This window comes from Trabulsiella odontotermitis, from assembly GCF_030053895.1.
Classification (GTDB): domain Bacteria; phylum Pseudomonadota; class Gammaproteobacteria; order Enterobacterales; family Enterobacteriaceae; genus Trabulsiella; species Trabulsiella odontotermitis_C.
Window position 1 is genome coordinate 3,769,090 of sequence record NZ_CP125781.1, and the last position, 21,401, is coordinate 3,790,490.

The 21,401-nt window shown below is 56.1% G+C and carries 15 protein-coding genes and 1 riboswitch; of the genes, 12 read left to right on the forward strand and 3 right to left on the reverse strand.

Annotated elements, in window-relative coordinates:
• Nucleotides 1–75: 75 nt before the first annotated feature.
• The 4 genes from sgrR to thiQ all read left to right on the forward strand — a co-directional run bounded on the left by sgrR (nt 76) and on the right by thiQ (nt 5,142).
• Nucleotides 76–1,731 carry an HTH-type transcriptional regulator SgrR gene (gene sgrR, locus QMG90_RS17855; RefSeq protein WP_283280973.1) on the forward strand — a complete coding sequence of 552 codons (1,656 nt, stop codon included), beginning with the start codon at nt 76–78 and terminating at the stop codon, nt 1,729–1,731.
• Nucleotides 1,732–1,766: 35 nt separating this feature from the next.
• Nucleotides 1,767–1,859: riboswitch (TPP riboswitch) on the forward strand.
• 31 nt (nt 1,860–1,890) lie between these two features.
• Nucleotides 1,891–2,874, forward strand: coding sequence for a thiamine ABC transporter substrate binding subunit (thiB, locus tag QMG90_RS17860; protein WP_283280974.1), 984 nt, complete (start codon nt 1,891–1,893; stop codon nt 2,872–2,874).
• Nucleotides 2,850–4,460, forward strand: a complete 1,611-nt coding sequence (gene thiP / locus QMG90_RS17865) for a thiamine/thiamine pyrophosphate ABC transporter permease ThiP (protein WP_283280975.1) — start codon at nt 2,850–2,852, stop codon at nt 4,458–4,460. The genes thiB and thiP overlap by 25 nt, the downstream gene beginning before the upstream one ends.
• Nucleotides 4,444–5,142, forward strand: a complete 699-nt coding sequence (gene thiQ / locus QMG90_RS17870; protein WP_283280976.1) for a thiamine ABC transporter ATP-binding protein ThiQ — start codon at nt 4,444–4,446, stop codon at nt 5,140–5,142. Before thiP ends, thiQ begins: the two co-directional genes overlap by 17 nt.
• Here the strand turns inward: thiQ and QMG90_RS17875 are convergent.
• Together QMG90_RS17875 and araC are read right to left on the reverse strand one after the other, a co-directional pair.
• Complete coding sequence (locus QMG90_RS17875; RefSeq protein WP_283280977.1) at nt 5,139–5,906, reverse strand: DedA family protein; 768 nt, start codon at nt 5,904–5,906, stop codon at nt 5,139–5,141. The two genes, thiQ and QMG90_RS17875, sit on opposite strands and share 4 nt — an antisense overlap.
• Before the next feature lie 136 nt (nt 5,907–6,042).
• Nucleotides 6,043–6,888 carry an arabinose operon transcriptional regulator AraC gene (gene araC, locus QMG90_RS17880; protein ID WP_283280979.1) on the reverse strand — a complete coding sequence of 282 codons (846 nt, stop codon included), beginning with the start codon at nt 6,886–6,888 and terminating at the stop codon, nt 6,043–6,045.
• 339 nt (nt 6,889–7,227) lie between these two features.
• On the opposite strand from araC, the gene araB reads away from it, so the two are divergent.
• From araB to rluA, 7 genes are all read left to right on the forward strand, one after another.
• Nucleotides 7,228–8,919, forward strand: a complete 1,692-nt coding sequence (araB, locus tag QMG90_RS17885) for a ribulokinase (protein WP_283280980.1) — start codon at nt 7,228–7,230, stop codon at nt 8,917–8,919.
• A gap of 10 nt (nt 8,920–8,929) precedes the next feature.
• Nucleotides 8,930–10,432, forward strand: a complete 1,503-nt coding sequence (gene araA, locus QMG90_RS17890) for an L-arabinose isomerase (protein WP_283280982.1) — start codon at nt 8,930–8,932, stop codon at nt 10,430–10,432.
• 44 nt (nt 10,433–10,476) lie between these two features.
• Nucleotides 10,477–11,172 (forward strand): L-ribulose-5-phosphate 4-epimerase, encoded by a 696-nt coding sequence (gene araD, locus QMG90_RS17895; RefSeq protein WP_283280983.1) that lies wholly within the window; start codon nt 10,477–10,479, stop codon nt 11,170–11,172.
• A 169-nt stretch (nt 11,173–11,341) separates the two neighbouring features.
• On the forward strand, nt 11,342–11,764 hold the full coding sequence (locus QMG90_RS17900; RefSeq protein WP_283280984.1) for a hypothetical protein: 423 nt from the start codon (nt 11,342–11,344) through the stop codon (nt 11,762–11,764).
• Nucleotides 11,765–11,845: 81 nt separating this feature from the next.
• Nucleotides 11,846–14,203: a DNA polymerase II gene (gene polB, locus QMG90_RS17905; RefSeq protein WP_283280985.1), complete on the forward strand. Its 2,358-nt coding sequence runs from the start codon at nt 11,846–11,848 to the stop codon at nt 14,201–14,203.
• 128 nt (nt 14,204–14,331) lie between these two features.
• Entirely contained in the window at nt 14,332–17,238 is a 2,907-nt protein-coding gene (rapA, locus tag QMG90_RS17910; RefSeq protein ID WP_283280986.1) for an RNA polymerase-associated protein RapA, read from the forward strand.
• 12 nt (nt 17,239–17,250) lie between these two features.
• Nucleotides 17,251–17,910: a bifunctional tRNA pseudouridine(32) synthase/23S rRNA pseudouridine(746) synthase RluA gene (gene rluA, locus QMG90_RS17915; protein ID WP_283280987.1), complete on the forward strand. Its 660-nt coding sequence runs from the start codon at nt 17,251–17,253 to the stop codon at nt 17,908–17,910.
• Between the two features lie 29 nt (nt 17,911–17,939).
• On the opposite strand, the gene djlA is transcribed toward rluA, so the two are convergent.
• Nucleotides 17,940–18,755, reverse strand: a complete 816-nt coding sequence (gene djlA / locus QMG90_RS17920; protein ID WP_283280988.1) for a co-chaperone DjlA — start codon at nt 18,753–18,755, stop codon at nt 17,940–17,942.
• A 223-nt stretch (nt 18,756–18,978) separates the two neighbouring features.
• Here djlA and lptD point away from each other — a divergent pair, with 223 nt between their 5' ends.
• Nucleotides 18,979–21,348, forward strand: a complete 2,370-nt coding sequence (gene lptD / locus QMG90_RS17925; protein ID WP_283283997.1) for an LPS assembly protein LptD — start codon at nt 18,979–18,981, stop codon at nt 21,346–21,348.
• The last annotated feature ends 53 nt before the right edge of the window (nt 21,349–21,401 follow it).

The window sequence follows — 21,401 nt, forward strand, 5'->3', positions numbered from 1 at the left end:
GCTTCATCGAAGACCATTATTGGCTTAATATAGGGATTAATAAATTGCTGAGTTTTTGTCAGGAGTTCCTCTTTTATGTCTTCTGCTCGCTTGCAACAACAGTTTATTCGTTTATGGCAGTGCTGCGACGGTAAGTCGCAGGAAACCACCCTCAATGAACTGGCTGAATTACTCAGTTGTTCGCGCCGCCACATGCGCACCCTGCTGAACACCATGGAAGAACGCGGCTGGCTGACGTGGGAGGCGGAAGCCGGGCGCGGCAAGCGCTCGCGACTGACGTTCCTCTACACCGGGCTGGCCTTACAGCAGCAGCGGGCAGAAGATCTGCTGGAGCAGGATCGCATCGATCAGCTCGTGCAACTGGTGGGAGATAAAGCCACTGTCCGCCAGATGCTGGTGTCACACCTCGGACGCAGTTTTCGTCAGGGCAGGCACATTTTGCGCGTCCTGTACTACCGCCCTATGCGCAATTTACTGCCCGGCACGCCACTGCGCCGTTCGGAAACCCATATCGCAAGGCAGATTTTCAGCGCCCTGACGCGCATAAATGAGGAAAATGGGGAACTGGAAGCGGATATCGCGCACCACTGGCAGCAGCTTTCACCGTTGCACTGGCGTTTTTTTCTGCGCCCCGGTATCCATTTTCATCACGGGCGCGAACTGGACATCGACGACATCATTACCTCGCTTCAGCGAATTAACACGCTACCGCTTTATTCCCATATCACGCATATCGTCTCGCCCACCGCCTGGACGCTGGACATTCATCTGTCGCAGCCCGACCGCTGGCTTCCCTGGCTGCTGGGGCATATCCCGGCGATGATACTGCCGAAAGAGTGGGAGTCGCTGCCCCATTTTTCCTCGATTCCGATCGGTACTGGCCCCTACGCCGTCGCCCGCAACAACCAGAACCAGCTCAAGATCCATGCCTTTGATGATTATTTTGGCTACCGGGCGTTGATCGACGAGGTCAACGTCTGGGTACTGCCGGAAATCAGCGAAGAGCTGACCTGTGGCCTGACGCTGGAAGGGCCGACCGAAGGCGAAAAAGCCGTGGAAAGCCGTCTGGAAGAAGGGTGCTATTACATGCTGTTTGATGCGCGGTCGCGCAAAGGCGCGCGTCAGGATGTACGACAGTGGATAAGCCAGATCCTCTCTCCTGCCAGTCTGGTTTATCACGCTGATGAACAGTATCAGGGGTACTGGTTTCCGGCGTACGGCATGCTGCCCCGCTGGCATCATGCCCGCCCCGGCAAAGGCGAAAAACCGGCAGGGCTTGAAGTGCTGACGCTCAGCTATTACCGCGAACATATTGAGCATCACTATATCGCCAATATCATGGCGCACTTGCTGGCGCAGCATCAGGTTAAACTTGAGATTCAGGAGCTGGATTACGAAGAGTGGCACCGCGGCGAAGTGGTGAGCGACATGTGGCTCAACAGTGCAAACTTCACGTTGCCGCTGGATTTCTCCCTCTTTGCCCATCTTTTTGAAGTGCCGCTGTTTCAGAACTGTATTCCCGTTGAATGGGACAAAGAAGCCGCGCGCTGGCGTGCCGGGGAAATGAATCAGGCACACTGGAGCCAGCAACTGGTGCAACAGCGAGCCATTATCCCATTGATTCATCACTGGTTGATGATCCAGGGTCAGCGCAGCATGCGCGGGGTACGGATGAACACGCTGGGCTGGTTCGATTTTAAATCGGCGTGGTTTGCCCCCCCGGAACCCTAATACTTTCAGAATACTTACAAAATCATTACACTAAAGCGTGCTCAACGGGGTGCTGATACAGGCTGAGAAAATACCCGTCGAACCTGATCCGGATAACGCCGGCGAAGGGATTTGAGGCTTTGCTCAAAATCCTTTGCCACTCTTTCTTTGAGGTGCAAAGTGTTAAAAAAATGTCTGCCATTACTGGCGCTGCTTGCCGCGCCGGTCTTCGCCAAACCCATACTGACCGTTTATACCTACGACTCCTTCTCCGCTGACTGGGGGCCGGGCCCGGCGGTCAAAAAAGCCTTTGAAGCCGACTGCAACTGTGAACTGAAATACGTCACACTGGAAGATGGCGTTTCCCTGCTCAACCGCCTGCGGATGGAAGGGAAAAACAGCAAAGCGGATGTGGTGCTGGGTCTTGATAACAACCTGCTTGATGCAGCGACGCAAACCGGACTGTTCGCGAAGAGCGGCGTTCCGGCGCAAAGCGTGAAGGTGCCTGGCGGCTGGAATGACGAAACTTTCGTGCCATTCGACTACGGCTACTTCGCGTTTGTCTATGACAAAAACAAACTGAAAAACCCGCCGAAAAGCCTGAAAGAGCTGGTCGAAAGCGATCAGAAATGGCGCGTGATCTATCAGGATCCGCGGACCAGCACGCCGGGGCTGGGGCTGCTGCTGTGGATGCAAAAAGTGTATGGCGACAAAGCGCCGGAAGCCTGGCAGAAACTGGCGGCGAAAACCGTCACGGTAACCAAAGGCTGGAGCGAAGCCTACGGTCTGTTCCTGAAAGGTGAAAGCGATCTGGTGCTGAGCTACACCACCTCTCCGGCTTACCACATCATTGAAGAGAAAAAAGACCACTACGCCGCGGCAGCATTTACAGAAGGCCACTATCTGCAGGTGGAAGTGGCGGCGCGAACCGCCTCCAGCAAACAGCCGCAACTGGCAGAACAGTTCCTGAAATTTATGCTGTCACCGGGCTTCCAGAATGCGATCCCGACCGGAAACTGGATGTACCCGGTCACGGACGTCACGTTGCCCGCCGGTTTCGACCAACTGGTGAAGCCGCAGACCACGCTGGAATTCACGCCGCAACAGGTCGCGGCGGAGCGTCAACAGTGGATCAGCACATGGCAACGCGCCGTCAGCCAGTAATTCCCGGCTGGCTACTTCCAGGGCTCACGGCGGCGTTCATCATGGTCGCCGTGGCGCTGGCGGCCTTTTTTGCGCTGTGGCTGAACGCGCCCGCCGCATCCTGGCTGCAGTTGTTGCAGGATAGCTACCTGTGGCACGTGGTACGTTTTTCATTCTGGCAGGCATTTCTGTCCGCCGTGCTGTCCGTAACGCCCGCAATTTTTCTTGCCCGCGCCCTGTACCGGCGGCGTTTTCCCGGGCGCGCCGCGCTGCTGCGGTTATGCGCGATGACGCTAATCTTACCCGTACTGGTGGCGGTATTCGGCATCCTCAGCGTGTATGGCCGTCAGGGCTGGTTGGCCGGGCTGTTCCACGCCGCCGGGTGGGAGTGGACCTTTTCGCCCTACGGATTACAGGGCATTCTGCTGGCGCACATCTTTTTCAATATGCCGATGGCGACCCGCCTGCTGTTACAGGCGCTGGAGCAGATCCCCGGTGAGCAGCGGCAGATTGCCGCACAGCTCGGCATGCGCGGCCGGGATTTTTTCCGTCTGGTGGAATGGCCCTGGCTGCGGCGGCAAATCCCACCCGTGGCGGCGCTCATTTTCATGCTCTGCTTTGCCAGTTTTGCCACGGTGCTGTCGCTGGGCGGCGGCCCGCAGGCAACTACTATCGAACTGGCGATCTACCAGGCGCTGAATTTTGATTACGATCCCGGGCGAGCGGCAATGCTGGCGGTGTTGCAGATGATCTGCTGTCTGGGGCTGGTATTGCTGAGCCAGCGCCTGAGCAAAGCGATCGCCGTCGGTCACTCGCAACTGAGCGGCTGGCGCGATCCGGATGATCGGCTGTGGAGCCGGATCGCCGATACCACGCTGATTATCCTCGCGTTGCTGCTTCTGCTGCCGCCAATCTTCGCGGTGATTATCGACGGGCTTAACTGCAACGTGCTGGATGTGCTGGCGCAGCCGGTGATGTGGCACGCGCTGTGGACGTCGCTGCGCATCGCGCTGTCAGCAGGTGTGTTGTGCGTTATTCTCACACTGATGCTACTGTGGAGCAGCCGCGAGCTGCGCATCCGCAACCACTCGCTGGCCGGTCAGGCGATGGAGCTCAGCGGCATGCTGATCCTGGCGATGCCCGGTATCGTGCTGGCGACCGGTTTCTTCCTGCTGCTCAATAACACGGTGGGGTTGCCGGAATCTGCTGATGGTATTGTGATCTTCACCAACGCGTTGATGGCGATACCTTACGCCCTGAAAGTGCTGGAAACACCGATGCGCGACCTGACCGCCCGGTATAACACGCTGTGTCAGTCGCTGGGGCTCAGTGGATTTACCCGTTTGCGGATCGTCGAGTTGCGGGCGCTGAAACGCCCTGTCGCTCAGGCGCTGGCGTTTGCCTGCGTCCTGTCGATCGGCGATTTCGGCGTTGTCGCTCTGTTTGGCAACGAGACATTCCGCACGCTCCCTTACTATCTTTATCAGCAGATTGGCGCCTACCGCAGCCAGGACGGGGCAGTCACCGCCCTGCTGCTGCTGATCCTCTGTTTTCTGCTATTTACCATCATTGAAAAACTACCGGGGCGCGATGTTAAAACTGAATGATGTCACCTGGCTTTATCAGCATCTGCCGATGCGCTTCACCCTCTCTGTACAGCAGGGCGAGCAGGTCGCAGTGCTGGGGCCAAGCGGCGCGGGCAAAAGTACACTACTGAACCTGATTGCCGGTTTTCTCACCCCGGTGCGGGGGTCGATTACTATCGAGAATCAGCCGCATACCGACACGCCGCCCTCACGCCGTCCGGTCTCAATGCTGTTTCAGGAAAATAATCTTTTCAGCCATCTGACCGTGCGGCAAAACATCGGTCTCGGGCTAAATCCGGGGCTACGGCTGACGCCCGAACAGCAGCATAAGCTGGAGGTGATAGCCGGTCAGATGGGGATTGAATCGTTGCTGGAGCGCCTGCCGGGCGAGCTCTCCGGCGGTCAGCGTCAGCGTGCGGCGCTGGCGCGCTGTCTGGTGCGCGAGCAGCCGGTATTGTTACTGGATGAGCCGTTCTCCGCTCTCGACCCGGCGCTGCGTCAGGAGATGCTGACGCTGGTCGGCAATGTCTGCCAGCGGCAGCAGATCACATTATTGATGGTATCGCACAGTGTGGAAGATGCCGCGCGGATCGCGCCGCGCTCGCTGGTGGTTGCCGACGGGCGCATTGCCTGGGACGGCGCAACGGACGATTTACTGAGCGGAAAAGCCAGCGCATCATCGCTGCTCGGGATCACCCGTTAGCGGCTGACGACGCTGGTCAGAATGTCGAAATAGACCGGCATCAATGGATGGCGGATCGCCGCCACCAGCGCCACGATACCAATGCCTGACAGCAACGGCGCCAGCCACAGCAGGCGAGCGCGAGACAGATAATGACTCAGGCGGTCAGTACCCGACTTGTCGCTGCGCCACAACCGCCAGCACAGCCACGCCGCCAGCCACAGCAGTACCGCCGTCAGCAACAGCAACCACTTAAAGCCGCCGCTTTGCACATCGGACGGGATATCGATCGCCGCGCCTGCCAGGATCCCCGGCATAAAATAGAGCGGCGGCCAGAACAGGCAACCAATAATGTTGGGCAACACAAATTTAGAGACCGGCAGATCCAGCATGCCTGCGACCATCGGCACCAGCGGACGCGTCGGCCCGACAAAACGGCCGACCAGAATGGTGAACATGCTGTGTTGATGCAGCGCGTGCTCGGTTTTATCGAGCAGCGCTTTGTTCTTTTTCATGAAAGACCAGCGATGCAACGGCTTTTTAAACCGCCACCCCAGCCAGAAAGAGATCCAGTCACCGAGCAGGCAACCGACGATACCCGCCATCCACGCCTGCCAGAAATTGACTTCGCCGCTGCCGATCAGCGCGCCAAGCCCTGCCATCATGACCGTACCCGGCAGGATCAGCCCGACCAGCGCCAGCGACTCAAGAAAGGCCACCAGCGCGACAGCGATGAGCGACCAGATCGCCGATTGGGTAATGAAGTGCTCCAGCAGTGCCTGCATAACGCGTCCGGTAGTTTAGGGAGTCAGGGATTCTCAAAGGGACTCGGTGATGAGTCAAGCTATGCCGTTACTTTCCTGTAACAAAATAATACACCATAGCGCCCCTGCACGTCCTTATTTCCCCCTGCCCGGCGGCTTATTCACAGCCTGCACGAAACTCACTCGGACTGGCGCCCGTACATTTCTTAAACACGCGCGAAAAATAGAGTTGATCTTCGAAACCGACATTGCGCCCGACGCTTGCCACCGGCATACGCGTGGTGCTGAGTAGCAGTTTTGCCTGGCTGATGCGCTGATCCTCACGCCAGCTCAACACGCTGACGCCCAGTTGCTGGCGAAACAGGTGCGACAGCCGCGACGGCGACAGGCAGACGTGCTGGGCGACACGCGCAATTTCGAAATGAGGGTCGGCCAGATGATCGCTGATGTACTGGCACGCATCGCGCACCCGGTTATCCATCGGCGGGAGCAAGGATTCGTTGATCGCCGCCATTCGCCGCAACAACAACTGTTCCAGCAGGTTGATCGCCAGCAGCTCGGAGTAACGCCCGGCCCCCTGCCCGGCATCGATAATCTGGCCAAATAGCTCGGCAAAACGGGCCTGATGAGCGTCGTCCGGGCGATAAAATCCGGTCTGGCCGAAGATGGTCGGCCAGCTCAGCCATTCATGCCAGTAGGCGCGCGGCCGGAAATAAACCCACTGGTGATACCACTCTTTTGCATCAGTGTGGCGACCATAGTGGTGAATTTCACCCGGGGGAAACAGGACGATATCACCGGGGCGGCAGACAAACTGTTTGCCGTGATTGTTGATCACCCCTTCGCCGCGGATCGTCAGATTGAGAATATAGCCTTTCATTCCCAGCGGCCGGTCGATAAAAAAATCGAGGTAACCGTCCGCATCAATAGGCGTTAAACCCGCCACCAGATGAGCATTAAACGAATAGCCCGGCAGCAGGGGATCGTTTTGCGTTTCAGCCATAATTCCAGCACTCCCAGAGGACATTGTGGGAAACCAATTGTCCATATTGAATTTTCTGTTAACGGTACTGACGCTTACGCCGGGCTGCCGATGGCTGGATACTTCCAGACCCGCTCCATTCAACATTTTTTTCATCAGAAGCGGCAATCAGGCGCATTTTGGCGGGTAACGAAAGTGTCTATAAAGACGACAGAAAAGTCCACATTGAATATTTGCACGACATCACACTTTGCAACCCCATAGCGATTTAATCCATAAGATTAGCGAATCCAACCTGACTCTTTTTAGTCACGCTATCTACTGTTTCTCCATACCCGTTTTTCTCTATGGAGTAACACGATGGCAATAGCAATCGGCCTCGATTTTGGTAGTGATTCAGTGCGCGCGCTGGCGGTGGAATGCGCCACCGGAAAAGAACTTGCCACCTGCGTTGAGTGGTATCCGCGCTGGCAGGAGGGGCGCTATTGCGATGCGGCAAATAACCAGTTTCGCCATCACCCACGCGATTACATCGAGGCGATGGAAAGTGCGGTGAAAAATGTGCTCGCCGAGCTGAGCGAAGAAGAACGTCGGGACGTGGTCGGCATCGGTGTCGACAGCACCGGCTCCACGCCTGCGCCTGTTGATGCCGAAGGCCGCGTCCTGGCGCTGCGCCCGGAGTTCGCCGACAACCCGAACGCCATGTTTGTGTTGTGGAAAGATCATACGGCGGTAGAAGAGGCCGAGGAAATCACCCGTCTGTGCCATGCACCGGGAAAAGTCGACTACTCCCGCTACATTGGCGGCATTTATTCCAGTGAATGGTTCTGGGCCAAAATCCTCCATGTCACCCGTCAGGATCGCGACGTCGCCCACGCGGCGGCTTCGTGGGTGGAGTTGTGCGACTGGGTGCCCGCCCTGCTCTCCGGCACCACTGCGCCGCAAGCCCTTCGCCGCGGTCGTTGCAGCGCCGGGCACAAATCGTTATGGCATGAAAGCTGGGGCGGACTGCCGCCTGCGAGCTTCTTCGATGAACTTGACCCGTGCATCAACCATCATCTCGCCTGGCCGCTGTTTACCGACACGTACACTGCCGATGTACCGGTCGGCACGCTGAGCCCCGAGTGGGCTCAGCGACTCGGTCTGGCGCAAAACGTCGTCATTTCCGGCGGCGCCTTCGATTGCCACATGGGCGCGGTTGGCGCGGGTGCGCAGCCTAACGCGCTGGTGAAAGTGATTGGGACCTCCACTTGCGACATTCTGATTGCTGATAAGCACAGCGTCGGCGAGCGTACCGTGAAAGGTATTTGCGGACAGGTCGATGGCAGCGTGGTGCCTGATTTTATCGGTATGGAGGCGGGGCAATCCGCTTTCGGCGATATCTACGCGTGGTTTGGTCGCATTCTCGGCTGGCCGCTCGAACAACTGGCGGCGCAGCATCCTGAACTGAAAAATGAGATCAAAGCCAGCCAGAAACAACTATTGCCTGCGCTGACTAACGCGTGGGCGAAGAACCCTTCTCTTGAACATCTGCCGGTCGTGCTCGACTGGTTTAACGGTCGCCGAACCCCCAACGCTAACCAGCGTCTGAAAGGGGTCATTACTGACCTGAATCTCGCGACAGACGCCCCGGCGCTGTTCGGCGGGTTGATTGCGGCGACGGCCTTCGGCGCAAGAGCGATCATGGAGTGCTTCACGTCACAAGGGATCCCGGTGAACAACGTGATGGCGCTGGGCGGTATTGCCCGTAAAAACCCGGTCATCATGCAGGTGTGCTGCGACGTGCTGAACCGACCGCTGCAGATTGTCGCGTCCGATCAGTGCTGCGCGCTGGGTGCGGCTATCTTCGCTGCCGTGGCGGCGGGTGTGCATGCGGATATCCCTGCCGCGCAACAGAAAATGGCGAGCCAGGTCGAAAGCACGCTTCAGCCGCGCCCGCAGCAGGCTCAACGCTTCGAACAGCTCTACCAGCGCTACCAGCAATGGGCGGTCAGCGCAGAACAGCATTACCTTCCGACTAAACCCGTTTCTCAGGCAGCCCTGACCCAGTAAGGATTTCAACATGACGATTTTCAATAACTATGAAGTGTGGTTTGTGATTGGCAGTCAGCACCTTTACGGTGCGGAAACGCTACGCCAGGTCACGCAACATGCCGAGCATGTGGTCAACGCCCTTAATGCGGAAGCAAAACTGCCCTGCAGATTAGTGCTGAAACCGCTCGGCACCACACCGGATGAGATCACGCATATCTGCCGCGAGGCCAACTACGACAACAAATGCGCGGGTCTGGTGGTCTGGCTGCACACCTTCTCGCCAGCCAAAATGTGGATCAACGGGCTGACCATCCTGAACAAACCCCTGTTGCAGTTCCATACCCAGTTCAATGCCGCGCTGCCCTGGGACAGCATCGACATGGACTTTATGAACCTGAACCAGACGGCGCACGGCGGTCGCGAGTTCGGCTTCATCGGCGCGCGGATGCGCCAGCAACACAGCGTGGTCACCGGCCACTGGCAGGACAAACAGGCTCACCAGCGCATCGGCGCGTGGATGCGTCAGGCAGTCTCAAAACAGGATACCCGCCATCTGAAAGTGGTGCGTTTCGGCGATAACATGCGCGAAGTGGCGGTCACAGACGGTGATAAAGTCGCCGCACAGATCAAGTTCGGTTTCTCTGTGAATACCTGGGCGGTGGGCGATCTGGTGCAGGTGGTGAACGCCGTCAGCGATGGCGACGTCAACGCGCTGGTCGATGAATACGAAAGTCTTTATCGTCTGACGCCTGCGGCGCAAATCAACGGTGATAAACGCCAGAACGTGCTGGATGCCGCGCGTATCGAACTTGGCATGAAACGCTTCCTGGAACAAGGCGGGTTCCATGCGTTTACCACCACCTTTGAAGATCTGCATGGCCTGAAACAACTGCCGGGTCTCGCGGTACAGCGCCTGATGCAGCAGGGCTACGGCTTTGCTGGTGAAGGTGACTGGAAAACCGCCGCGCTGCTGCGCATCATGAAAGTGATGGCAACGGGCCTCGAGGGCGGTACCTCTTTTATGGAGGACTACACCTATCACTTCGACAACGGCAACGATCTGGTGCTCGGTTCGCATATGCTGGAAGTGTGCCCCACTATCGCCACCGACGAAAAACCGATCCTCGACGTGCAATACCTTGGTATTGGCGGTAAGGCCGATCCGGCTCGTCTGATTTTCAACACGAAAACCGGCCCGGCCATCGTCGCCAGCCTTATCGATCTGGGTGATCGTTTCCGCCTGCTGGTCAACACCATCGAAACCGTCAAAACGCCGCATAACCTGCCGAAACTGCCGGTCGCTAACGCGCTGTGGCAGGCACACCCGGATCTCAATACCGCGTCAGAAGCCTGGATCATTGCGGGCGGCGCCCACCACACCGTCTTCAGCCATGCGTTAACACTGGACGATATGCGCCAGTTCAGCGAATTGCATGACATCGAGCTGACGGTGATTGATAACGACACTCGCCTGCCCGCCTATAAAGACGCGCTGCGCTGGAATGAAGTGTATTACGGCAGCAAACGCTAACCCCCTCGCCGGTGGCGCATCGCCACCGGCACAAGGAGCGCACAATGCTTGAAGAACTGAAACGGCAGGTGCTGGAAGCCAATCTGGCGCTGCCGAAGCACAACCTGGTGACCCTGACCTGGGGCAATGTCAGCGCGGTCGATCGCGAACATGGCGTGTTTGTCATTAAGCCTTCCGGCGTCGAGTACGGTGCGATGACCGCGGAGGATATGGTCGTCGTCAGCCTGGAAAGCGGTGACGTGGTTGAGGGGCGAAAAAAACCCTCATCAGACACCCCGACCCACCGCTTGTTGTATCGCGCATTTCCGGACATCGGCGGTATCGTGCATACGCACTCCCGCCACGCCACCATCTGGGCGCAGGCCGGACTGCCCATCCCGGCAACCGGCACCACGCATGCCGACTATTTTTATGGTGCGATCCCCTGCACCCGCAAAATGACCGATGCGGAAATTAACGGCGAGTACGAGTGGGAAACCGGAAACGTGATTGTCGAAACCTTTAAACAGCAAGGTCTCGACGCCGCGCAAATGCCCGGCGTACTGGTGCACTCCCACGGTCCGTTCGCATGGGGAAAAAACGCAGAAGATGCCGTGCATAACGCCATCGTGCTGGAAGAAGTCGCCTGTATGGGGATTTTCTGCCGCCAGTTAGTGCCACAGTTGCCAGATATGCAGCAAACGCTGCTGGATAAACACTACCTGCGTAAGCACGGCGCGAAAGCGTATTACGGGCAGTAATTTTCAAAAGCGTGCCTGTTTTGCAGGCACCTTCTTAATTATATCTATTCTCTATCAGTTGTTTTAAACGATAAATATATGGCATTTGTTTCACCATATCTCCTTTGTTATAAACAGCGCAATCTGCTTATTTTCGCTCCCTCAATATGCCCTCAGGAATTACGGGTAAATGAAGAAATGGATTTTATTATTATCAGCTATCCTCCTATTGCCGCCTGCGCTGCTCTTCGGTTGGTTTGCCCTGACATCTGGCGATCATCACTACAGACATAGCGACACGTTTTCGTATTGGCTGTATACGCCGGATTCCTTAAAAAAGGTACCGACAGTATCAACCCATGTTGAATATAGCTATTCCTACGATGCGGATAATCAGCAGAGCCGGTTTATCATCACGTGGAAAGACATTACGAATCGCGCCGAACAAAAAGCGAAACTTCTCGATTTTCTTAAGGCTATGAATCGCCCCATTAAAAATGATTGTCTCTGGCTATACCATGATCCCAATAATTATGCGAACAACTACCAGCGCTATTGCGTTTATCAGAAATCGGACACGCTTGAACTGGAGTTATTTGAAATCTCCCGCTGATTATTGCACTGTATAAAAAATCAGTACATGAGTAAAAACCAGGTTATACTAACGCCTGGTTTTGTATTGTGAGAATGCAGCGTGGCGCAGGCGCGAGAAGGTTTTTTACTCACCCGTCACTGGCGGGATACCCCACAGGGCACAGAAGTTGATTTCTGGCTGGCGACGGATCACGGCCCGCTGAAAGTGACGCTGCCGCCACAGGAGTCGGTGGCGTTTATCCCTGCCCGGCTGAGTGAAAAAGTAAACCAGCTCTTGCGTGGCGAAAACGGCTGGCGCCTCGCGCCGCTGGAACTCAACGATTTCCACCGTCAGCCAGTGATGGGGCTTTATTGTCGCTCTCACCGCCAGTTGATGCGTCTCGACAAGCTGCTACGTGAAAACGGCGTGACAGTCTATGAAGCCGACATTCGTCCGCCGGAACGTTTTCTGATGGAGCGGTTTATTACCGCGCCGGTTTGGGTCGAAGGCGAGGCGCGTGGTGATGCGCTGGTCAACGTCCGAATGAAACCCAGCCCGCATTATCGCCCACCGCTGAAATGGGTCTCGCTGGATATCGAAACCAATCGCCATGGCGAGCTTTACTGCATCGGGCTCGAAGGTTGTGGTCAGCGCACAGTGTATATGCTCGGCCCGCAAAATGGCGATCCTTCCGGGCTGGATTTCCGGCTGGAATATGTCAACAGCCGTCCGCAATTACTGGAAAAACTCAACGCCTGGTTTGCTGAACACGATCCGGACGTCGTTATCGGCTGGAGCGTGGTGCAGTTCGATTTACGCGTTCTGCAAAAGCACGCTGAGCGTTATCGTGTCCCACTTTTGCTGGGCCGTAATGGCAGCGAAATAGAGTGGCGGGAGCACGGTTTTAAAAATGGCGTCTTCTTTGCGCAGGCCGACGGACGGGTGATTATCGACGGCATTGAGGCCCTGAAATCAGCCTTCTGGAGCTTCTCCTCTTTTTCTCTGGAAGCTGTTTCCCAGGAATTGCTCGGCGAAGGCAAGTCCATCGATAACCCGTGGGACAGGATGGATGAAATTGACCGCCGTTTCGCCGAAGATAAACCCGCACTGGCCACTTATAACTTGAAAGACTGTGAACTGGTCACGCGAATTTTCCATAAAACGGAAATCATGCCGTTTTTACTGGAACGCGCCACCGTTAACGGCCTGCCGGTCGATCGCCATGGCGGTTCTGTCGCCGCCTTCAGCCATCTCTATTTTCCGCGCATGCATCGCCTGGGGTACGTAGCCCCCAACCTCGGTGAAGTGCCGCCACAGGCAAGCCCCGGCGGGTATGTGATGGATTCACGGCCCGGACTGTATGATTCGGTGCTGGTACTCGATTACAAAAGTCTGTATCCGTCCATTATTCGCACTTTTCTCATCGATCCCGTCGGGCTGGTCGAAGGGATGGCGCAGCCGGATCCTGAGCACAGTACGGAAGGGTTTCTCGGTGCCCGTTTTTCGCGAGAAAAACATTGCCTGCCCGGGATCGTCAGCCAAATCTGGCACGGGCGAGACGAGGCAAAACAGCATAAAAACAAACCGCTGTCACAGGCGCTGAAGATCATCATGAACGCCTTTTACGGCGTACTGGGCACCAGCGCGTGCCGCTTTTTTGATCCACGGCTGGCGTCGTCGATTACCATGCGCGGTCATGCAATCATGCGCCAGACAAAAGCGCTGATCGAATCGCAGGGCTATGACGTGATTTATGGCGATACCGATTCCACCTTCGTCTGGCTCAAACGCGCACATACGGAAGAGGACGCGGCGCAGATCGGCCAGCAACTGGTGAAACACGTCAATGCGTGGTGGGAAAAGGAACTGCAAAAAGAGGGGCTGACCAGCGCGCTGGAGCTGGAATTCGAAACCCATTTTTGCCGCTTTTTAATGCCAACCATTCGCGGTACCGAAACCGGCAGCAAAAAGCGTTACGCAGGCATGATTCAGGAAGGCGACAGCCAGCGCATGTTATTCAAAGGGCTGGAAACGGTGCGCACCGACTGGACGCCGCTGGCGCAACAGTTTCAGCAGACGCTCTACTTACACATTTTCCGCAATGAACCCTATCGTGACTACATTCGTGAGACGATCGATAAGCTGATGGCCGGCGAGCTGGATGAACAGCTGGTGTACCGTAAACAGCTCCGGCGTCCGCTGGCGGAGTATCAGCGCAACGTACCGCCACACGTACGCGCGGCGCGGCAGGCGGATGAACATAACGCCCGACTGGGTCGCCCGTTGCAGTATCAGCGTCGCGGCTCCATCAAGTACGTCTGGACCACCAGCGGCCCTGAACCTGTGGCCTATCAGCAGTCGCCGCTCGATTATGAACACTATTTGTCAAAACAATTACAACCCGTTGCCGATGGAATACTCCCTTTCGTCGACGACGACTTTGCTACAATACTGACAGGGCAAATGGGGCTGTTTTGACAGGTGACTAAGTCATCGGCTTCCAGTACCATAGCGCCCTTTCCATTCCTGGCCCCAATTTTGATTACCGTCAGCAGCACCGACGGTGATGAACTATTGCCTGCAATTAAAGATAGAGCCGAATACATATGCCTTTTACACTTGGTCAACGCTGGATTAGCGATACAGAGAGCGAACTGGGATTAGGAACCGTAGTAGCGCTGGACACGCGCATGGTAACCCTTCTTTTTCCGGCGACAGGTGAAAACCGTCTGTACGCACGCAACGACTCCCCTATCACCCGCGTTATGTTTAACCCGGGCGACACCGTCACCAGCCACGACGGCTGGCAACTCCTCGTTGATGAAGTGATTGAAGAAAAAGGCCTGCTGGCCTACATCGGTACCCGCCAGGACACGCAGGAAGCCAACGTGATGCTGCGTGAAGTGTTACTCGACAGCAAACTGGTGTTCAGCAAACCCCAGGACCGCCTGTTCGCCGGGCAGATCGACCGGATGGATCGCTTCGCCCTGCGCTACCGCGCCCGCAAATACCAGAGCGAGCAGTACCGTATGCCGTGGAGCGGCCTGCGCGGCCAGCGTACGTCGCTGATCCCGCATCAGTTGCACATCGCCCATGATGTTGGCCGTCGCCACGCGCCTCGCGTGTTGCTGGCGGATGAAGTGGGTCTGGGAAAGACCATTGAAGCCGGGATGGTGCTGCATCAGCAATTGCTGTCCGGCGCCGCCGAGCGCGTGCTGATTATCGTGCCGGAAACCCTGCAGCATCAGTGGCTTGTCGAAATGCTGCGTCGTTTCAACCTGCGTTTCGCGCTGTTTGACGACGAACGCTACGCCGAAGCGCAACATGACGCTGACAACCCATTTGATACCGAACAGTTGGTGATCTGTTCCCTCGATTTCGTGCGCCGTAATAAAGAGCGTCTGGAACATCTGTGCGACGCTGAATGGGATCTGATGGTGGTCGATGAAGCCCATCATCTGGTGTGGAGCGAAGCGGCGCCGAGCCGTGAATATCAGGCCATTGAGCAACTGGCTGCCCGTGTGCCAGGCGTGTTGCTGTTGACGGCGACCCCTGAACAGCTCGGGATGGAAAGCCACTTCGCCCGTTTGCGCCTGCTGGATCCGAACCGTTTTCACGACTTCGCCCAGTTTGTCGCTGAGCAGAAAAATTACCGCCCGATCGCCGATGCCGTGGCGCTGCTGCTGGCAGGGACGCGTCTGAATGACGAACAACTGAATACCTTTGGCGATCTGATTGGCGAGCAGGATATTGAACCGCTGCTGCAGATGGCAAACAGCGATCGCGACGGCGCCGAAGATGCACGTCAGGAGCTGATCACCATGCTGATGGACCGACACGGCACCAGCCGCGTGTTGTTCCGCAACACCCGCAATGGCGTGAAAGGTTTCCCGAAACGCGAACTGCATACCATCAAGCTGCCGCTGCCGACGCAGTATCAGACGGCGATTAAAGTCTCCGGCATTATGGGTGCGCGCAAAAGTGCTGAAGAGCGTGCCCGCGACATGCTTTATCCGGAGCAGATCTATCAGGAATTTGAAGGCGACAGCGGCACCTGGTGGAACTTCGACCCGCGTGTTGAATGGCTGATGGGCTACCTGACCAGCCATCGTTCACAGAAGGTGCTGGTGATTTGCGCCAAAGCCGCCACGGCGCTCCAGCTGGAACAGGTGTTGCGCGAGCGGGAAGGTATTCGCGCCGCCGTCTTCCATGAAGGAATGTCGATTATCGAACGCGACCGCGCTGCCGCCTGGTTTGCTGAAGAAGATACCGGCGCCCAGGTGCTGCTGTGCTCCGAAATCGGATCAGAAGGCCGCAACTTCCAGTTCGCCAGCCACCTGGTGATGTTCGATCTGCCGTTTAACCCGGACCTGCTGGAGCAGCGTATCGGGCGTCTTGACCGTATCGGTCAGGCGCACGACATTCAGATCCACGTTCCGTATTTAGAAAAAACCGCCCAGTCGGTGCTGGTGCGCTGGTATCACGAAGGCTTAGATGCCTTTGAACATACCTGCCCGACCGGTCGCGCGATTTACGACAGTGTTTACAGCCAGTTGATTAACTACCTGGCGGCGCCGGAAGAGAATGACGGTTTCGATGATCTGATCAAATCCTGCCGCGAACAACATGATGCCCTGAAAGCCCAACTGGAGCAGGGTCGTGACCGCCTGCTGGAAATTCACTCCAACGGCGGTGAAAAAGCGCAGCAGCTTGCGGAGAGCATTGAAGAGCAGGATGATGATACCGGGCTGATTAATTTCGCCATGAACCTGTTCGACATCATTGGCATCAACCAGGATGACCGCGGCGAAAATATGATTGTCCTGACGCCGTCCGATCATATGCTGGTGCCGGATTTCCCTGGCCTGCCGGAAGATGGCTGCACCATTACGTTTGAACGCGATGTCGCCCTGTCCCGCGAAGACGCGCAGTTCATCACCTGGGTGCACCCGCTGATCCGTAACGGTCTCGACCTGATCCTCTCCGGCGATACCGGCAGCAGCACCATTTCGCTTCTGAAAAACAAAGCGCTGCCAGTGGGTACGTTGCTGCTGGAGCTGATATACGTTGTCGAAGCGCAGGCACCGAAACAGCTGCAGCTGCACCGCTTCCTGCCGCCAACGCCGGTACGTATGCTGCTCGATAAGAACGGCAACAACCTGGCCGGTCAGGTGGAGTTTGAAAGCTTCAACCGTCAGTTGAGCGCAGTGAACCGCCATACTGGCAGCAAGCTGGTGAACGCCGTACAGCCGGATGTGCATGCGATCCTGCAACAGGGGGAAGCGCAGGTGGAAAAAGCCGCCCGTGCACTGATTGAGGCGGCCCGTCGCGAAGCGGATGATAAGCTGAGCGCGGAACTGTCGCGTCTGGAAGCGCTGAAAGCCGTCAACCCGAATATCCGTGACGACGAACTGGCAGCAATCGAAAGTAACCGTCAGCAGGTGCTGGAAAGCTTATCGCAGGCTGGCTGGCGTCTGGATGCGCTGCGTCTGGTTGTGGTGACACACCAGTAACAGGAGCCCTTTATGGGAATGGAAAACTACAATCCGCCAACCGAGCCGTGGCTGGTCATTCTTTATCAGGATGACCATATCATGGTGGTCAACAAGCCCAGCGGCCTGTTGTCCGTGCCGGGTCGTCTGGAAGAGCATAAAGACAGCATCATGACCCGCATTCAGCGTGATTATCCGCAGGCGGAGTCGGTGCATCGTCTGGATATGGCGACCAGCGGCGTGATTGTCGTCGCCCTGACCAAAAACGCGGAGCGCGAGCTGAAACGCCAGTTCCGCGAACGCGAGCCGAAAAAACAGTACGTGGCGCGTGTGTGGGGGCATCCTGAAAACGCCGAAGGTATCGTGGATTTACCGCTGATTTGCGACTGGCCGAACCGGCCAAAGCAGAAGGTGTGTTATGAAACGGGGAAAGCGGCGCAAACCGGGTATGAGGTGGTGGAATATGCAAGCGATAATACCGCACGCGTGGTACTAAAACCGATAACCGGACGCTCCCATCAGTTGCGTGTGCATATGCTGGCGCTGGGCCATCCCATTCTTGGCGATCGGTTTTACGCCTCTGCGGAAGCGCTGGCTATGGCGCCGCGCCTGCTGCTGCATGCGGAAACGTTGACGATCACCCACCCGGCCTACGGCAACAGCATGACGTTTAAAGCGCCGGTCGATTTCTGAATGCACGCCCCTTTACCGGGGCGTGATGATTATTTAATCCCTTTCTGCTCTTTGATCAGCTCGTACGCTTTCTGAATTTCCTGCGCTTTTTGCTTCGCCATTTCCATCATTTCCGGCGGTAAGCCTTTCGCGACCAGCTTGTCCGGGTGATGCTCTGCCATCAGCTTGCGGTAAGCACGCTTGATCGTGGCGTTATCATCCGTTGGTTTTACGCCTAACACATTACAGGCGTCTTCCAGCGTCGGTCCGCGCTGCGCCTGTTGCCAGCCACCACCCTGTGACTGCTGCTGATAACCGCCGCCAAACTGAGCACCGCCCTGCATCATGCGCAGGAACATTTCAAACTGCTGGCGGGAGATCCCGAGTTCGTCAGCAATGACAAACAACACCTCGCGCTCGTTCGGATGCAAATTGCCGTCCGCAAAGGCGGCCTGGATTTGAATTTCCAGAAACATCCTAATCAAATCAAAGCGACCAAAACAAACGCTGCGCAGCTGGCGCATCTTTTCCCGCAGCGGGTAGTTATCCGCTTTACCAACGCGAAACGCCTGTTGTGCCGCCTCGCGGGATTCGCCATGAAGGTTCATGCGATCCATTAACTGCGTGGCGATATGGATATCCGCTTCGGTGACGCGACCCTTCGATTTGGTCAGGTGCCCCATGACTTCAAAGGTGGTCGCAAAGAATAACGACTGGCGCGCCTGCTGATTGGCAAAACCATGTAATCTGCGTGCGCGAGCCTGATCGAACATATGTCCGACAAGAAAACCGAGTACCACACCCCAGAAGCCGCCACCCATCATTAATGCGATAGCAACACCAATCACTTTTCCCCAATACTGCATATACTCCCCAAATCGTCCAATTCGTCATGCCAGCGGCTAAAATTTGCATTATCATACTCGTCATTCGACACGGTGCCTAACACCTCCGGCGTGAAACGGACATATATACAGCATCATTTGGATGCCGATGGCGAGTATAAAGACTAGCGTCATGATGATGAGTACGTTAGTCTCTGACCGTTTGCCAGCAATGCCACAGATGACGGAACAACAAATACAACGTATGAAAAAACGTATTCCCACCCTCCTGGCGACCATGATTGCCAGCGCCTTATACAGCCAGCAGAGCCTGGCTGCCGATCTCGCATCACAATGTATGCTGGGCGTACCAAGTTATAACCGTCCTCTGGTACAAGGCGATACTAATAATCTGCCGGTCACCATTAATGCCGATCATGCAAAAGGGGATTACCCCGATAACGCGGTATTTACCGGCAATGTCGATGTGAATCAGGGGAACAGTCGCCTGCAGGCGGATGAGATCCAGCTTCACCAGAAGCAGGCGGAAGGTCAGGCTGACCCTGTGCGTACGGTCGATGCGTTGGGCAATGTACACTATGATGACAATCAGGTAATCCTGAAAGGTCCGAAAGCCTGGTCGAATCTGAATACCAAAGATACCAACGTCTGGGAAGGCGATTACCAGATGGTGGGGCGTCAGGGTCGTGGTACTGCTGACGTCATGAAACAGCGCGGTGAAAACCGCTATACCATTCTGGATAACGGTACGTTCACCTCCTGTCTGCCGGGTTCGAATACCTGGAGCGTGGTGGGCAGCGAAGTGATCCATGACCGCGAAGAGCAGGTTGCGGAAATCTGGAACGCACGTTTTAAGCTTGGTCCGGTTCCGGTCTTTTACAGCCCTTATCTGCAGTTGCCGGTGGGTGACAAACGTCGTTCAGGTTTCCTGATCCCTAACGCGAAATACAGCACCACCAACTATTTCGAGTTTTATCTTCCGTATTACTGGAACATCGCGCCGAACTTCGATGCCACCATTACGCCGCACTACATCCATAAACGTGGCAATATCCAGTGGCAGAACGAATTCCGCTACCTGACGCAGGCCGGTTCAGGTCTGGTCGAATTTGACTATCTTCCCTCAGACAATGTGTATCAGGATGAATACAACGCCGGTCAGCATCCGGGTGAAGACAGCAAACACCGCTGGTTGTTCTACTGGCGACATGCGGGTGTGATGGATCAGGTGTGGCGCTTCAACGTCGACTACACCAAAGTCAGCGACTCCACCTACTATAACGATTTCGATTCAAAATACGGCTCCAGTACCGATGGCTACGCGACGCAAAAATTCAGCGTCGGCTATGCGCTGCAAAACTTCAACGCCACGGTGTCGACCAAACAGTTCCAGGTATTCGATAGCCAGTCCCGCAGCAGTTACTCTGCGGAACCACAGCTGGACGTCAACTGGTACCAGAACGATGTCGGGCCGTTCGACACGCGCATTTATGGCCAGGCAGTTCACTTTGTGAACACACAGTCGAATATGCCGGAAGCGACCCGTGTTCACCTCGAACCGGTCATCAATCTGCCGTTGTCGAACGAGTGGGCCAGCCTCAACACCGAAGCTAAGCTGATGGCGACGCACTACCAGCAGACCAACCTCGAAACGTGGAACGGAAACAGCAGCAATAACCAGCTTGATGAGTCCGTCAGCCGCGTACTGCCGCAGTTTAAAGCCGATGGCAAAATGGTCTTTGAGCGTGACATGAACTGGGAAGAAGGCTACTCCCAGACGCTGGAGCCGCGCGTGCAGTACCTGTACGTGCCGTATAAAGACCAGAGCAATATCAATAACTACGACTCCTCGTTGCTGCAGTCTGATTACAGCGGCCTGTTCCGTGACCGTACCTATGGCGGCCTTGACCGCATCGCGTCAGCTAACCAGGTCACGACCGGCGTCACAACTCGCGTTTATGATGCCGCTGCCGTTGAACAATTTAACGTTTCAGTAGGTCAAATCTACTATTTCACCGAGTCTCGTACCGGTGATGACAATATCAACTGGGAAAAAGACAACAAAACCGGCTCGCTGGTGTGGGCGGGCGATACTTACTGGCGCATCTCTGATCGCTGGGGTCTGCGTGGCGGCGTTCAGTACGATACCCGTCTGGACAACATTGCCAACAGCTCCGCGACCATTGAATATCGTCGTGATGAAGACCGTCTGATTCAGTTTAACTATCGCTACGCCAGCCCGGAGTATATCCAGGCGACGTTACCCAGTTCTTATTCAACACGTGAGCAGACGAAAGACGGGATTTCTCAGGTGGGCGCAGTGGCAAGCTGGCCGTTGGTTGACCGCTGGTCAATCGTTGGGGCTTACTACTTCGACACCAATTCGAACAAGCCTGCCGACCAGATGCTGGGCGTGCAGTACAACTCCTGCTGTTATGCGATCCGCGTCGGTTACGAGCGCAAACTTAACGGCTGGGATACCCAAAACAACCAGAGCAAATACGACAACGTTATTGGCTTCAACATCGAGCTCCGTGGCCTCAGTTCCAACTACGGCCTCGGCACACAGCAGATGCTGCGCTCGAATATTCTGCCGTATCGTAGTTCCTTGTAATGACATTAATTTGCAACGAAAACCGCCATTGCGGCGGGTAAAAATGGAAAAAG